This window comes from Tatumella saanichensis, from assembly GCF_000439375.1.
Lineage (GTDB): Bacteria > Pseudomonadota > Gammaproteobacteria > Enterobacterales > Enterobacteriaceae > Tatumella > Tatumella saanichensis.
The window spans coordinates 235,553-250,099 of sequence record NZ_ATMI01000001.1 but is presented as its reverse complement, the minus strand read 5'-3'; the positions used below and the strand labels follow the sequence as shown (position 1 = coordinate 250,099).

Genomic DNA, 14,547 nt, shown 5'->3' with positions numbered 1-14,547 from the left:
ATATACTCTACACACAACATCAGCATAAAGACCCGAAACCGATCACAGTTGCAGTTATTTAGTCGAACAAAGAAAACCAATTAAGATTTTTTCACTAATAAAGTCATCTGTCGTGACCCACCAACAATAAAACCTTTAGGGAATGAGATGTAACCAGAGCGTGGGAGAGATACGACCCGCGGTGGTCGCTGTTACCGAATCGGATTTTAGATCATCAATAAGCCTGAACAGCGTAACCGCAAGCACTCACGGAGTGCTCTTCACGCTAACAGACTGAACTATCAATGATATGTCGGGGTTTACTGCAGCGACCACCTTAACGGGTGGCGAGATGACGAGGACAAAACCGAGAACAAGCGGTAGTTTGGTCAGGGCGGTGGCTTGCTTTATTGATGATAATACTGTCAGAGTTATAAAAGTTTTTCCCGCAGTTGAATACAAAATAACCAAGGCAGGCATACTTGAAAACGTGCGTACTGCCTGAAAAAACAAACAGCTACGGAGATACTTACCCGAAATCTGATTTATTCAACAAAGCCCGTGCAAAGTGCTATTGAGTGCAATTTACTCACCTTGCAGTATTTTACCCATAATGGTTTAGCGCTCGCGCTTCGCAACATCAGAGCAGATTCCGGCGATGACAGGCAGCTAGCTACATTTACTTATGATGTGGATGAATAATCGAATAGGCGCAATGCCCCCTTTGTTTATGCGGTTAGGCTTGTTTCTTCTCGTTCCACGCATCAGAATGAAGAATGTTACCGTCTTGATAAAGATGGCTGATTTTCTCATAGCTCAAGGAAACATCTTCCATATGTCCTGTACCTGTTACGTTGCGGGTATCGTGCATAACAGGGCTATGGCTAACCACTTTCACATTTTCTAAAGTGATCGTGTAATAAATTTCCTCTTGCCCACTGTAATTAATCCGGTAGAACTGAAATTCAGCACTTTTAAGTGTTTGGCCTGTTGCAACTGCTTTAAACAGGTAAGGTGATGAACTATCGATCTCTTTGGTGAAATTAAAAGAGCAGTGTTGACGGCTACCTGTAACTTTACCAGTGAGGGGATCCGTTGGAATAACAACGCCATGCTGCAAACTGCGTAACTCTATGCTTCCATCACGTCCGTGAACATCACAAGATCCCATAATCTGAGAACCGCCATCGTCTTTTAAAATGAGGTGAACAGGTACAGCCATTTATTAAGCTCCTTGCTATTAGTCGTACAACCATTTCCCAGCTTTAGCTGACTCGATCAGCATACCGATAGTAAAATCTGGAACGGGTACGGGTTCCGTTTTCTTGAACGGATTCCATGAAAAAGGGAGATTGGGAAAGTAGGTTTCTATCTTGAAGTTGTCGCGCTCAACGTTGAGTTTCTCGAAAAATTCATTCATGAGATCTTCGGCTTCAAGCTCATCAATACCTAAATCGGTATCGAGATCAGTTTCAGGGGTTAGCTTCACCTGCTTAATGGTGAACAGATACGTGCCAGCATAAGGTTGTACAAGCTCATAAACGCGCTGTTCGATACTCTCTACCATAACTTATCGTTGCCCCGTGCTAAGGTGTTGTAATCGAGTAGTGTGCGGTAGGCAATTTGCGACACATCAGAAGCAAGTATAATTTGACCAATCAAGGGAATTGAACGGCCAACAAACGACGCAATGTTACGAACCATAACACGACGAGCCGTCCAGGGTGTATAACCTCCTAACCAGGTCGGAAGTGAGAGACCAAAGGGGAATTTATTCTTCTTAAAAACAGCTCGTGCAGCCTTTGAAGCGTAAGAGGTTCCTTTTGTCGTATTGGCAAATTTCCCCCTCGTCCCTAAATTATTTCTTCCCGCAACAAGGGCAACGACTGCCCCAAAATCCGCAACACCGATCCCAAACTGGCTGGCGGTATTCTCACAAAAAATCATAAACAGAAGTTCGGCAGCACTTAGATTCGATTTTCCCGCATAAAAGTACGTTCCGTTCAGCTCTTCTACTGTATCCATCAGTAACCTTATAATCTTTAATGATTTGCTCACTTACCGTACACCTACGCAATAAAATAGGAGAAAAATTCCCTCCGAGAAAAGTCTGGTTTTGCATAACGAAATGAGGGCGATAATAGGAGTCGAACCTAACTAGCTGAGGCTATTAAGTTTTCGGGGGATATTGCCAATAAGCAGGCCACGCTGCGGGGTGTTCGGTGTGTTAGGCACATCCTGTCGAACAGTTACTGTCATCGCTTTATCCTTCGCGTTGTAACTGTGCATTCCTTGCAACTTGAAGCACTCTACACACAACGGCAGAACAAAGACCCGAAACCGATCACAGTTGCAGTTATTTAGTCGAACGAAGAAAACCAATTAAGATTTTTTCACTAATAAAGTCATCTGTCGTGACCCACCAACAATAAAACCTTTAGGGAATGAGATGTAACCAGAGCGTGGGAGAGATACGACCCGCGGTGGTCGCTGTTAACGAAGGGGATTTAATAGCCTGCACAGCGTAACCGCAAGCAGTTACGGCCTGCTCTTCCCGCTTACAGACGAACCACCAATGTGTAGGGGTTTACAGCAGTGACCACCTTAACGGCTGGCGAGATAACGAGGACAAAACCGAGAACAAGCGGTAGTTTGGTCAGGGCGGTGGCTTGCTTTATTGATGATAATACTGTCAGAGTTAAGCCCATTTTTCACGCGGCTGAATAACTATTGGTGATGCGGCTTCCCAACAATGCCAGATAGCCCGTTATCGCGCCAGATGCTCAGCGATTAGGCATCACCGTGAAATGTCCTTTATTTCGAGCACTGTCGTAAAACCGACTCGTCACTGGTTTTCCTGTCCAGCGCTCTCCGTTATCATACGCGGCATGTACTTATGGATCATTCTAGCGGCCGATAACTGCTTACTGTGCAGTGCTTGGCGGATAATTCATAAGACCCGGCGACTTAAGCCGATAATCCATCATAATCATAAAATCGCTTAACGCTCTCATTTAAAGTAATGGACATCTCAACACTATGAGTACCTTAGAGAACCTTGATTCCCACACCCCGATGATGCAGCAGTACCTACGGCTAAAAGCCGAGCATCCGGACATTTTACTGTTCTACCGGATGGGGGATTTCTATGAACTGTTCTTTGATGATGCCCGTAAGGCTTCGCAGTTACTGGATATCTCACTGACCAAACGCGGCGCTTCCGCCGGACAACCGATCCCGATGGCGGGAGTGCCCTATCATGCCGTTGAAGGCTATCTGGCGAAGTTGGTGCAGTTGGGTGAGTCAGTGGCTATCTGTGAACAGACCGGTGATCCGGCACTGAGCAAGGGGCCGGTAGAGCGCAAAGTGGTGCGCATTGTCACGCCCGGCACCATCAGTGACGAAGCCCTGCTCAACGAGCGACAGGATAACCTGTTGGCTGCGGTCTATCACAGCCAAAAAGGTCAGGGCTTTGGTTATGCCACCCTGGATATCAGTTCGGGTCGCTTTCTGCTGACCGAACCGGAGGATGAGCAAGCCTTAGCGGCAGAGCTACAGCGTACCAATCCCTCTGAACTGCTTTATCCTGAGGACTTTAGCGCGATGGCGCTGGTTGAGGGGCGTCGTGGGCTGCGTCGCCGTCCTATTTGGGAGTTTGATATCAGCACGGCCCGTCAGCAACTTAACCTGCAATTTGGCACCCGTGATTTACGGGGCTTTGGGGTCGAGCAGGCGCAGTTGGCCTTACCTGCCGCCGGTTGCTTATTGCAGTATGCCCGCGATACTCAGCGCACTTCCTTACCTCATATTCGTTCGCTGAGTATGCTACGTCAGCAGGATACGATTATTATGGATGCGGCGACCCGCCGTAACCTGGAAATTACCTTGAATATGGCCGGGGGCACCGATAACACCTTGGCGGCGGTGATGGATAAAACCGTCACACCGATGGGTAGCCGTATGCTGAAACGCTGGCTGCATATGCCGCTGCGTGATGCCGATATCATCAGACAACGGCAAACCTCTATCGCTGAACTGCAAGAGATCAGCGACGATCTCCAGCCACTTTTACACCAAGTCGGTGATCTCGAGCGGATCTTGGCACGTCTGGCGCTGCGAACGGCGCGTCCCCGTGATCTCGCACGGATGCGCCATGCCTTCCGTCAGCTGCCTGAGATCCAGCACTGCTTGGCAGAGGTGAGTAGCCCGGGGCTGAATAAACTGGCCCAACAGAGTGGTGATTTCTCAGAGCTGCGTGAGTTGCTGGAACGCGCCATCATTGAAACTCCGCCAGTTTTGGTCAGGGACGGGGGGGTGATCGCCCCCGGCTATCATGAAGAGTTGGACGAATGGCGGGCGCTGGCCGACGGCGCTACCGATTACCTGGATAAACTGGAAATCCGTGAGCGTGAAAAGCTGGGGCTGGATACCCTCAAAGTCGGCTTTAATGCGGTCCATGGCTACTTTATTCAGGTCAGTCGCGGGCAGAGCCATCTGGTGCCGATGCACTATGTACGCCGTCAGACCCTGAAGAACGCCGAACGTTATATTATTCCTGAGCTGAAAGAATACGAAGATAAAGTCCTGACCTCCAAAGGCAAAGCCTTGGCCTTGGAGAAGCAACTGTATGATGCCCTGTTCGATCAGCTACTGCCGCATCTCGAAGCCCTACAGCGCAGTGCAGCTGCGCTCTCGGAACTGGATGTCTTAGCCAACTTGGCAGAACGCGCACTGACTTTAAATTACTGCTGCCCCCAGCTACAGGAAACGCCAGGGATCAGCCTGCGTGAGGGCCGCCACCCCGTGGTCGAACAGGTCTTAAAAGAGCCATTTATTGCTAACCCGCTGGCGCTGTCACCACAACGGCGGATGCTGATCATTACCGGCCCAAATATGGGCGGTAAAAGTACCTATATGCGCCAGACGGCCCTGATTGCGCTGCTGGCTTGGACCGGTAGCTATGTCCCGGCAGAAGCGGTCACACTGGGCCCCATCGACCGTATTTTTACCCGTGTCGGGGCTGCGGATGATCTGGCTTCCGGCCGTTCTACCTTTATGGTGGAGATGACCGAGACCGCGAATATTCTGCACAATGCCACCGCAAATAGCTTAGTGCTGATGGATGAAATTGGCCGCGGTACCTCAACCTATGATGGTCTGTCCCTGGCCTGGGCCTGTGCGGAAAGTTTGGCAAACCGGATCAAAGCAATGACCCTGTTCGCGACCCACTATTTTGAATTGACAGCTTTGCCCGAAAATCTGGAAGGGGTCGTCAACGTCCATCTCAACGCCACTGAACACGGTGACAGCATTGCTTTTATGCATAGCGTGCAAGAGGGACCGGCCAGCAAAAGTTACGGGTTGGCCGTCGCGGCACTGGCAGGTGTGCCTAAAGATGTGATTAAACGTGCCCGCCAGAAGTTACGGGAACTGGAAGTGTTGTCAGCGCAACAGCCTGCGCAGTCTACGCAAGGCCCTCAATTACCGCTGCTCAGTGCTGAGGTCTCCCCAGCGGTAGAAGCGTTGGAAGCCCTGGACCCGGACAGTCTGACCCCGCGTCAGGCGCTGGAATGGTTGTATCGTTTGAAAAACTTGGTCTAGTCGGTCTCCCTGGCCGCCAGTAGATACGGCGGATCGGGGAATAGACAAAAAAAAAACAGCCTGTTTACACAGGCTGCTCTCTTATCTCATCCTTGAAAACGGTCCGTTTCGCGATAACATCCTGTTACTCGCGGAACAAAGCTTCAATGCTAAGACCCTGTCCCTGTAAGATCTCTCGTAACCGACGCAAACCTTCCACCTGGATTTGGCGGACACGTTCACGGGTCAGAGAAATTTCCTGCCCGACATCTTCCAGTGTCGCGGCTTCATAGCCCAGCAGCCCAAAGCGGCGGGCCAGAACTTCACGCTGTTTCGGATTCAATTCGTACAACCATTTCACAATGCTCTGTTTCATATCATTGTTCTGGGTACGATCTTCAGGCCCGGTGTCATTGTCATCTGACAAAATATCCAACAGTGCCTTGTCTGAATCCCCTCCTAACGGAGTATCAACAGAGGTAATTCGTTCGTTTAATTTCAGCATTCTGCTGACATCATCAACCGGTTTATCCAGTTGTTCAGCAATCTCTTCGGCACTCGGTTCATGATCCAGCACATGGGCCAGTTCACGGGCGGTACGCAGATAGACATTCAGCTCTTTAACAATATGAATCGGCAGACGAATAGTACGAGTCTGGTTCATAATTGCCCGCTCAATGGTCTGACGGATCCACCAGGTTGCATACGTTGAAAAACGGAACCCTTTTTCAGGGTCAAACTTTTCAACCGCACGGATTAAACCCAAGTTACCTTCTTCGATAAGATCCAGAAGGGCCAGTCCGCGATTGCTGTAACGCCGGGAAATTTTCACTACCAGGCGTAGGTTACTTTCAATCATACGACGACGTGCTGCCACATCACCGCGTAAAGCTCGACGTGCGAAGAACACCTCTTCTTCTGCAGTCAGTAACGGAGAAAATCCGATTTCCCCAAGGTAGAGCTGTGTCGCATCCAATGCACGTTGAGTGGTTACCTGAGACAGCGCTTCTTCATCAGCTGCGTTGTCTTCTTTAGAGTCATTTGCTACCAGTGCATTTTCATCGAAAACTTCATTGCCATTCTCGTCAAAAGCATCTTCTTGTAACTCATCAACTTTAAGTGTGTTCCGGCTCATCAATGGCTCCTCCCCTTATCCCGGGCAGAGCCATCTCAGCTCTGCCAGCTATCGCTGCGGTAAGTACCGTAGCGGATTGACGGATTTTCCTTTGTAACGAATTTCAAAATGCAGTCTGGTGGAACTGGTTCCTGTGCTCCCCATGGTCGCAATTTTCTGTCCGGCGCTGACTTCCTGCTGCTCGCGGACCAGCATCGTATCGTTGTGGGCGTAAGCACTCAGATAATCATCATTATGTTTAATAATGATCAAGTTTCCGTACCCTCTGAGAGCATTACCGGCATATACCACTCTACCGGCAGCTGTCGCCAGCACTGGCTGACCTCGTGTCCCGGCAATATCGATACCTTTATTGCCGCCTTCCGCTGCGGAGAAGTTGTCTATGATCCGGCCTTCGGTCGGCCAGCGCCAGGTGGTAATAGGTGCTGAACTGACAGAGGTACTGCTAGCTGTCGGCGGAGTTGTCGGTGCGGTAATGGGTGCGGAGGCACTTCCTACCACCGGCGATTTCGACGGTAACAGCTTACTTCCACTGCTTACGGTGCTGTGTGTTTCGTCACCTGAATCATCAGAATACGTAATAACAGGTTGCTGCGCAACCGGGCGTGCTATAGGTTTAACCGATTGAGATGTCGTTTGCTGAGAGGAATCAGCGATTGATAATGCATTATTTCCGGTCAGAGGTTGTCCGCTACTGTTACCCACTTGAAGAACCTGCCCGACGCTCAAGGCATAGGGCGCGGCAACATTGTTACGCTGGGCGAGATCACGAAAATCATTACCGGTGATCCAAGCGATATAGAACAGGGTATCGCCGCGTTTTACGGTGTAGGTTGGTCCATTATAGCTGCCTTTGGGAATATTCCCATAAGAGCGGTTGTAGACGATATGCCCGTTGTCAGTCTGGACTGGTGTCTGAATATTGGATTGTGTAACAGGTTGTGACACAACCTCTCGCTGTGGGCTTACCGACATACTGCTGCCAGGGCCTGTTGGTACAGTATTATTAATCACTGGTGCCGGGGTAACGCTGTTGCTCTCTGCGGTAGAACGGTGTCCCCCGGCACTGCCATTGATCGCCGAAATCGGTGCACCGGCATTGTCGCCGGAACTGCATCCTGCGAGGGCAATAGCCGCCAGAGTTAAAGTCGCCAGACGGCGTAGTGGAAATGACTGAAAAAGCGTGCTTCCCGTGCTCATCGATCCCCCGGAATACATTAGGAAAAGGTATGGCCCTACCGGACAGCCTCAACTGTGAACGCCGGTACAGCCAGAGAAAAGGCGGCTGAGGCTGACATTCCGGTCAGCCTCAGACATCGCAACCTGTAATAGTGAGGAGTCGCCTGTCAGGCGAGATCCCCCTGAATCAATGGGACAAAACGCACCGGCTCTATCACATCATCGCTAAAGGTGTCACCGCTGCGCTGAATTCTTCGCAAAACCTGCTGCTCTTCGCCGACCGGTAAAACCATTATCCCTTGTTCATTCAGCTGCTTACACAGCTCAACGGGGACTTCCGGTGGCGCCGCGGTCACAATAATAGCATCAAATGGACCTCGCGACGGCCATCCCAGCCAGCCGTCACCATGACGGGTAGAGATGTTGTGCAAGTCGAGATGCTTCAACCGCCGTTTGGCATGCCACTGCAATCCCTTGATTCGTTCAACAGAATAAACATGATCCACCAGATGAGCCAGTATCGCAGTCTGATAACCGGATCCTGTGCCGATTTCTAGCACCCGTGATTGCGGGGTTAACCCCAACAACTCGGTCATTCTCGCCACCATATAGGGCTGAGAAATGGTCTGCCCGTAGCCAATAGGCAACGCATTGTTGTCCCAGGCTTTATGTTCAAACGCTTCGTCAATGAAATGATCACGCGGAACCTCAGCGATGGCACGTAAAATATGCTCATCGCTGATCCCCTGCCGACGCAGTTGTTCCAGCAACATCTCAATGCGTTTGTTTAGCATGGCAATGCCACCTCGGCCTGGTTGAGCCAGTCTGCCAGTTTTTCCTGAGCACGATGTGCGGTCAGGTCAGCATCCAGGGCAGTCACAGAAATATATCCCTGCTCAATCGCCGCAAAGTCGGTACCTGGCCCCGCATCCAAGGTGCTCCCCAGAGGTCCGATCCAATAAATGGTTTCGCCACGAGGATCCTGTTGGGTGATTACCTGGTCTGCCGGATGACGGCGACCGCAACGGGTCACCTGATAACCTTTTATCTCTGATAAAGGCAGATCAGGCACATTGATATTCAGTATCCGTCCAGTACGTAATGGCACACGTTGTAGTGCCTGCAAAATAGCGCAGGTCGCCGCCGCCGCGGTTTCATAATGATGTTGTCCGCACAGTGACACTGCTAGGGCTGGCAGCCCCAGATGACGGCCCTCCATCGCCGCGGCCACCGTGCCTGAGTAGATCACATCATCACCGAGATTCGCCCCAGCGTTAATGCCTGAGACCACGATATCGGGTTTAGGTTGCACCAGCGCATTGACCCCCAGAAACACACAGTCCGTGGGGGTGCCCATCTGCACGGCGATATCCCCGTTACCATGGGTAAATGTCCGCAGTGGCGCTTCAAGAGTCAGCGCATTAGAGGCCCCGCTGCGGTTGCGGTCAGGTGCCACAATCTGTACTTCCGCCATGCGACGGAGTGCCGTCGCCAGCGTCTGGATCCCTGGCGCAAATACGCCATCGTCATTACTCAGCAAGATCCTCAATCGCACCTCCCTGTTGTAGTAGTTCACGGACCACACTGGTGGCAAAGCTACCTGCTGGTAGCCAAAATTCTAGGACCAGCGTGGCATCATCCAGCCATTGCCAGACCATATTTTGCGGGACCACCAGCATGGCGCGGCGGGCAGCATCGGTTTTCTCGTTACACAGTAGCGTCAACAGTTGCGGATACTGGTCAAGGATCTGTTGCTCGAACTGTTGTGCTTGCTCTCTAGGCCCCACCTCCCCTCGTCCGGCTAGCGGCGCAGTCAGACGGAGTTCTTGGCGGTCGAGGCGCTGGCGGATATCGTCCATCTCTTCAGGGATCGCCACAAACCAGCTGCCCCGTCCGGTCAGTTGGACACAGTCACCGGGTAACAGTGTCTGGAGATCCCCCTGTGCCGCCAGTCGCGCACTGGTTACCTGATTAAAGATAGCACTGCGCGCCGCAGAAAGTAGTAGGCTGCGTTTATTCCGATCACGAACGGTGATCTCGCCACGCGCCCACTGATCGACCATCGTCAAGTTGTGACCATTGCGACCAAAACGCTGCTCGCCGAAATAGTTTACCGCACCGGCCTCGCGGATCAGCGCTAACCGCGCCTCTGTGGCTTGACGGTCACTGATCTCCCTCAAGACAAGACTAAACGCATTGCCCGCCAGCGCACCGGTACGGATTTTACGCTTATGGCGAGTCACCTGTAGGATCTCACAGCCTTCGAGGCTAAAACCGCTCATGTCCGGCATCTCTTTACCGGGCAGTCGCAGACAAAACGTCTGCTCTGTGACAGCATGGCGATCTTTCATGCCGGCAAAGCTCACTTCACGGGCCGGAATTTTCAGATAGCGAGCCAGCGCATCGGCAACAAAACGGGTATTGCAGCCGGTCTTACGTAGCCGTACCAGCAATTGCTCCCCTTCCCCATCTGGGGAATAACCTAAGTCCTCAATAACACGGAAGTCATCGGCACTGGCACGCAGCACACCACTGGCCTGTGGTTTACCGTGCAAATAGTGAAGTTCACTGAGCGTCATGCAGACACCTTGGTCAGTAGCGCCACCGCTTCACAGGCAATACCTTCGCCACGGCCAGTAAAGCCTAACTTTTCGGTAGTGGTGGCTTTCACATTAACCTGGTCCATATGGCAACCGAGATCTTCAGCAATATTGACCCGCATCTGCGGAATATGCGGTAACATCTTGGGTGCTTGAGCAATCAGTGTCACATCGACATTACCAATCTGATAGCCTTTTTCACGGATCCGTGACCATGCTTCACGCAGCAGACCACGACTGTCGGCACCTTTAAATGCCGGATCGGTATCTGGGAACAGTTTGCCTATATCCCCCATCGCGACCGCGCCTAATAATGCGTCAGTCAGTGCGTGCAGCGCCACATCACCGTCTGAATGGGCGAGGAAGCCCTGCTCAAAAGGAACTCTCACTCCGCCGATGACCAGCGGACCTTCTCCGCCAAAAGCGTGAACATCAAAACCATGACCGATACGCATCAGGGGTTCTCCTCTGTCTGTCTGCGGGTTAAAAAGAAATCTGCCAGTGCCAGGTCTTCAGGACGGGTAACCTTAATATTATCACTGCGTCCAGGCACCAGTTGCGGGTGATAACCGCAGTATTCGAGGGCGGAGGCTTCATCAGTGATTTCCGCCCCGTCGGACATCGCTCGGCTTAAGCACTGAATCAACAGTTGCCGTGGAAAAAGTTGCGGCGTCAGTGCATGCCACAGCGATTCACGGTCCACCGTATGGGCAATATCACGGCGATCCGCGGTGGCACGTTTCATGGTGTCATTCACCGGGGCGGCCAGGATCCCGCCGACAGGGCTTTCAGCGGTCAGGGCGATTAAGCGTGCTAAGTCCCGCGGGTGTAGGCAGGGCCGGGCGGCATCATGAACCAGCACCCAGTCAGCATCGTTAATCACGCCGAGACCGGCCGCCACCGACTCTGCACGGGTATCACCACCGATTACGGTGATCACTCGTGGGTCTGCCGCCAACGGCAAGGTCAGAAACTGATCATCCTGTGGATGTAACGCGACGACCACTTTGGTAATGGCTGGATGACTGAATAACGAGGCAATGCTGTATTCAAGCAAAGTACGCTGACCGATAGTCATGTACTGTTTCGGACGATCGGATTGCATCCGGCTACCGATACCGGCAGCCGGAACGACAGCAATCACATCCGGAAAGGATACGGTGCTATTCATTGTGGTCTTTTATTGTTGTTGGTTTGGTACCGCAGATTGTGCAGTGTGTTTATTCTGCTCTGTCACCAGACGATAGAACGTTTCGCCAGGACGTATCATTCCTAGCTCATTACGTGCCCGCTCTTCAATGGCCTCAGAACCTTCGTTCAGGTCATCGATTTCCGCGAACAGCTGATCATTACGCGATTTTAGTTTTGCGTTACTCGCCTGCTGTACCGCGACTTCCTGATCCACCGTGGTGTAATCATGAATACCGTTTTTACCCAGCCACAATGAGTATTGTAACCAGCCGAGTAAAATCAGTAACAATATTGTCAGTTTTCCCATCCCAGCCCCCTGAAAAACCGCTCAATCATCCCATAACTTTTCGCCGGACTCCACTGCGTCAGCCAAAATGTCGTGCTTTTGATGATAATTCTGTATGAAATATGGCGGTGAGTATGGCTGTTGACGGTCATTTCAGCCACTGCAAGCCTTAGAAAACCGGTTAATTCCACCCGGCAAGGCAAGAAAATAACAGCCAGAAACAACAAATCACAATCAGGAGGGTAAACAGCAAGGTCAGCACTAGCCGACGATTCAGCCAAATACTCAGTGCAATCCCAACAATCACAGACACCGGCAGCAATGCCAGGAAGAAAGGCCAAGTATACAGAAAGAAAAATAGCACACTGGCACCGAAGTAGAAAAACGGTGTAATCAGCGCGAAAAGGTAGGCAAACAGCCCGATCACTCCACCGGAGAGTGAGGCACCGCCTCGATCTTCGGGGGGAACGGGTTGTCTGGTAAGTAATGGAGTGACGTTCTGCATAGCGATCCTGTTAACTCGTTACAGGGCTGAAAACCGCCCTGTAATCTCAGAGATCGATAATATCTTTCCTACGTAGCAGATCGATGATTTCATCACTCAGTTTTGTAACCAATTGTTCTCCGTCAAGATGCAGTTCCGGTTGCTCCGGCGCTTCATAGACGGCATCAATACCGGTGAAATTGGTCAATTCCCCCGCACGGGCTTTGCGGTACAGCCCTTTCGGATCACGGGCTTCGCATACTGCCAAAGGGGTATCGACAAATACCTCGATAAACTGTCCTGGTTCCAGCAACTCTCTGACCATCTGCCGCTCACTGCGATGCGGCGAAATGAACGCGGTCAATACCAGCAAGCCAGCATCCGCCATCAATTTCGCCACTTCGCCAACACGGCGGATATTTTCTTTACGGTCTGCATCGCTAAAACCGAGATCCCGGCACAGTCCATGGCGGACGTTGTCCCCGTCCAGCAGGAAGGTACTCACTCCCTGCTGAAACAGGCGCTGCTCGACCTCATCCGCCAGGGTCGATTTACCGGAGCCAGACAGCCCAGTAAACCAGATGACCCCACCGCGATGTCCCTGCCGTTGCTGACGGTCGTCGCGGGTGATGCTGTGCGCATGCCAGACCACGTTTTCATCATGGGAGGCCATTAACGGCCTCCGGTCAGATCACGGGCACCCCAGTGTGGGAAGTGCTTACGAACCAGGGCATTTAACTCCAGTTCAAAGGCACCGTATGCTGAACCGGCGCTGGCCGTGTCATCTTCCAGCAGTGCAGACACCATGCCAGCCCCCACAGTGACATTGCTCAGACGATCGATAAAGATCAGTCCACCGGTGACAGGGTTTTGCTGATAGCTATCCAGGACCATCGGTTCGTCAAACGTCAGGACCACACGACCGATACCATTGAGCGGTAACTCATCAGTTTCTGAGGTTTCTAGGGTGTTGATATTTACCTGATGCAAGATACGGTCAACGGTAGCACGGGCCTGTTTCCCGGCCACTTTGATCTGGTAGGAGCTGCCCGCTTTCAGGGATTGCTCAGCCATCCACACCACTTCCACTTCCGCAGATTGCACCGCGTTCAGGGTTTCCCCTGCATCCACCAGCAGATCGCCACGGCTGATGTCCACTTCATCATTCAACACCAAGGTCACCGCCTCGCCCACCGACGCCTGTTGCAGATCACCATCAAAGGTGACAATACGAGCGATAGAGGAACTGACTCCGGACGGTAGCACTTTGACCTTTTGACCGACGGTCACTGTACCGGCAGCCAAAGTCCCAGCATAACCACGGAAATCGAGGTTAGGACGGTTGACGTACTGCACTGGGAAACGCATCGGCTGCTCGGCAGTCGGTGGGATCACCTCAACGGTTTCCAGAATTTCTAGCAGCGTCGGGCCAGTATACCAAGGCATGTTTTCGCTATTGCTGGCAACATTGTCGCCGGTTAGTGCAGACAGTGGCACAAAGCGGATATCCAGGTCATCCGGCAACTGGCTGGCAAAGTCGAGGTAATCCTGACGGATATCCTCAAATACCTGCTCTTGGAAATCGACCAAGTCCATTTTGTTGACTGCCACCACCAAGTGTTTGATCCCTAGCAGAGTGGAGATATAGCTGTGACGACGGGTCTGGTCGAGTACCCCTTTACGGGCATCGATCAGTAGAATCGACAGGTCACAGGTTGAAGCACCGGTTGCCATATTCCGCGTGTACTGCTCGTGGCCTGGGGTATCGGCAATAATAAACTTACGCTTTTCGGTCGAAAAATAGCGGTACGCCACATCGATAGTGATGCCCTGCTCACGTTCTGCCTGTAAGCCATCCACCAGCAGTGCCAAATCCAATTTTTCGCCTTGGGTACCGTGACGCTTACTGTCGTTTTGCAGTGAAGACAGCTGATCTTCGTAAATCTGACGAGTGTCATGTAACAGACGGCCAATCAGGGTACTTTTGCCATCATCGACACTGCCGCAGGTCAGAAAACGCAGCAGGCTTTTATGTTGCTGAGCGGTCAGCCAGGCTTCTACGCCCCCCTGAGCGGCAATTTCTTGTGCTAATACTTCGTTCATGGCGGTTTCC

The 14,547-nt window shown here is 51.8% G+C and carries 15 protein-coding genes; 1 reads left to right on the top strand and 14 read right to left on the bottom strand.

All coding sequences use genetic code 11. The features are described from left to right. Positions 1–715: 715 nt before the first annotated feature. From DW47_RS0101145 to DW47_RS0101135, 3 genes are read right to left on the bottom strand one after another with little or no spacing between them, the layout of a single operon-like run. Positions 716–1,201 carry an Hcp family type VI secretion system effector gene (locus DW47_RS0101145; RefSeq protein WP_029684486.1) on the bottom strand — a complete coding sequence of 162 codons (486 nt, stop codon included), beginning with the start codon at positions 1,199–1,201 and terminating at the stop codon, positions 716–718. 18 nt (positions 1,202–1,219) lie between these two features. Next, positions 1,220–1,546, bottom strand: a complete 327-nt coding sequence (locus DW47_RS0101140) for a DUF1493 family protein (RefSeq protein WP_029684485.1) — start codon at positions 1,544–1,546, stop codon at positions 1,220–1,222. Beyond that, positions 1,540–2,004 carry an STM2901 family protein gene (locus tag DW47_RS0101135; RefSeq protein WP_029684484.1) on the bottom strand — a complete coding sequence of 155 codons (465 nt, stop codon included), beginning with the start codon at positions 2,002–2,004 and terminating at the stop codon, positions 1,540–1,542. Before DW47_RS0101135 ends, DW47_RS0101140 begins: the two co-directional genes overlap by 7 nt. Positions 2,005–3,018: 1,014 nt before the next feature. On the opposite strand from DW47_RS0101135, the gene mutS reads away from it, so the two are divergent. After that, the gene (mutS, locus tag DW47_RS0101130) at positions 3,019–5,580 is read left to right on the top strand and encodes a DNA mismatch repair protein MutS (RefSeq protein ID WP_029684483.1); all 2,562 of its coding nucleotides are present in this window, start codon (positions 3,019–3,021) and stop codon (positions 5,578–5,580) included. Between the two features lie 124 nt (positions 5,581–5,704). On the opposite strand, the gene rpoS is transcribed toward mutS, so the two are convergent. The 11 genes from rpoS to cysN all read right to left on the bottom strand — a co-directional run bounded on the left by rpoS (position 5,705) and on the right by cysN (position 14,537). Next, positions 5,705–6,694 carry an RNA polymerase sigma factor RpoS gene (gene rpoS, locus DW47_RS0101125; protein WP_029684482.1) on the bottom strand — a complete coding sequence of 330 codons (990 nt, stop codon included), beginning with the start codon at positions 6,692–6,694 and terminating at the stop codon, positions 5,705–5,707. A gap of 48 nt (positions 6,695–6,742) precedes the next feature. Continuing rightward, positions 6,743–7,894, bottom strand: coding sequence for a murein hydrolase activator NlpD (gene nlpD / locus DW47_RS0101120; RefSeq protein WP_029684481.1), 1,152 nt, complete (start codon positions 7,892–7,894; stop codon positions 6,743–6,745). A gap of 146 nt (positions 7,895–8,040) precedes the next feature. Further along, on the bottom strand, positions 8,041–8,667 hold the full coding sequence (locus tag DW47_RS0101115; RefSeq protein WP_029684480.1) for a protein-L-isoaspartate(D-aspartate) O-methyltransferase: 627 nt from the start codon (positions 8,665–8,667) through the stop codon (positions 8,041–8,043). Further along, positions 8,661–9,422: a 5'/3'-nucleotidase SurE gene (gene surE, locus DW47_RS0101110; RefSeq protein WP_029684479.1), complete on the bottom strand. Its 762-nt coding sequence runs from the start codon at positions 9,420–9,422 to the stop codon at positions 8,661–8,663. The genes DW47_RS0101115 and surE overlap by 7 nt, the downstream gene beginning before the upstream one ends. Then, positions 9,403–10,452 (bottom strand): tRNA pseudouridine(13) synthase TruD, encoded by a 1,050-nt coding sequence (gene truD, locus DW47_RS0101105; protein WP_029684478.1) that lies wholly within the window; start codon positions 10,450–10,452, stop codon positions 9,403–9,405. Before truD ends, surE begins: the two co-directional genes overlap by 20 nt. Continuing rightward, the gene (gene ispF, locus DW47_RS0101100) at positions 10,449–10,928 is read right to left on the bottom strand and encodes a 2-C-methyl-D-erythritol 2,4-cyclodiphosphate synthase (RefSeq protein ID WP_029684476.1); all 480 of its coding nucleotides are present in this window, start codon (positions 10,926–10,928) and stop codon (positions 10,449–10,451) included. Before ispF ends, truD begins: the two co-directional genes overlap by 4 nt. Next, complete coding sequence (ispD, locus tag DW47_RS0101095) at positions 10,928–11,644, bottom strand: 2-C-methyl-D-erythritol 4-phosphate cytidylyltransferase (RefSeq protein WP_029684475.1); 717 nt, start codon at positions 11,642–11,644, stop codon at positions 10,928–10,930. Before ispD ends, ispF begins: the two co-directional genes overlap by 1 nt. Before the next feature lie 9 nt (positions 11,645–11,653). Continuing rightward, on the bottom strand, positions 11,654–11,971 hold the full coding sequence (ftsB, locus tag DW47_RS0101090) for a cell division protein FtsB (RefSeq protein WP_029684474.1): 318 nt from the start codon (positions 11,969–11,971) through the stop codon (positions 11,654–11,656). A gap of 160 nt (positions 11,972–12,131) precedes the next feature. Continuing rightward, positions 12,132–12,455 carry a DUF3561 family protein gene (locus DW47_RS0101085; RefSeq protein WP_029684473.1) on the bottom strand — a complete coding sequence of 108 codons (324 nt, stop codon included), beginning with the start codon at positions 12,453–12,455 and terminating at the stop codon, positions 12,132–12,134. Between the two features lie 46 nt (positions 12,456–12,501). Further along, positions 12,502–13,107, bottom strand: coding sequence for an adenylyl-sulfate kinase (gene cysC / locus DW47_RS0101080; RefSeq protein ID WP_029684471.1), 606 nt, complete (start codon positions 13,105–13,107; stop codon positions 12,502–12,504). Then, positions 13,107–14,537: a sulfate adenylyltransferase subunit CysN gene (cysN, locus tag DW47_RS0101075; protein ID WP_029684470.1), complete on the bottom strand. Its 1,431-nt coding sequence runs from the start codon at positions 14,535–14,537 to the stop codon at positions 13,107–13,109. The genes cysC and cysN overlap by 1 nt, the downstream gene beginning before the upstream one ends. Positions 14,538–14,547: the final 10 nt, after the last annotated feature.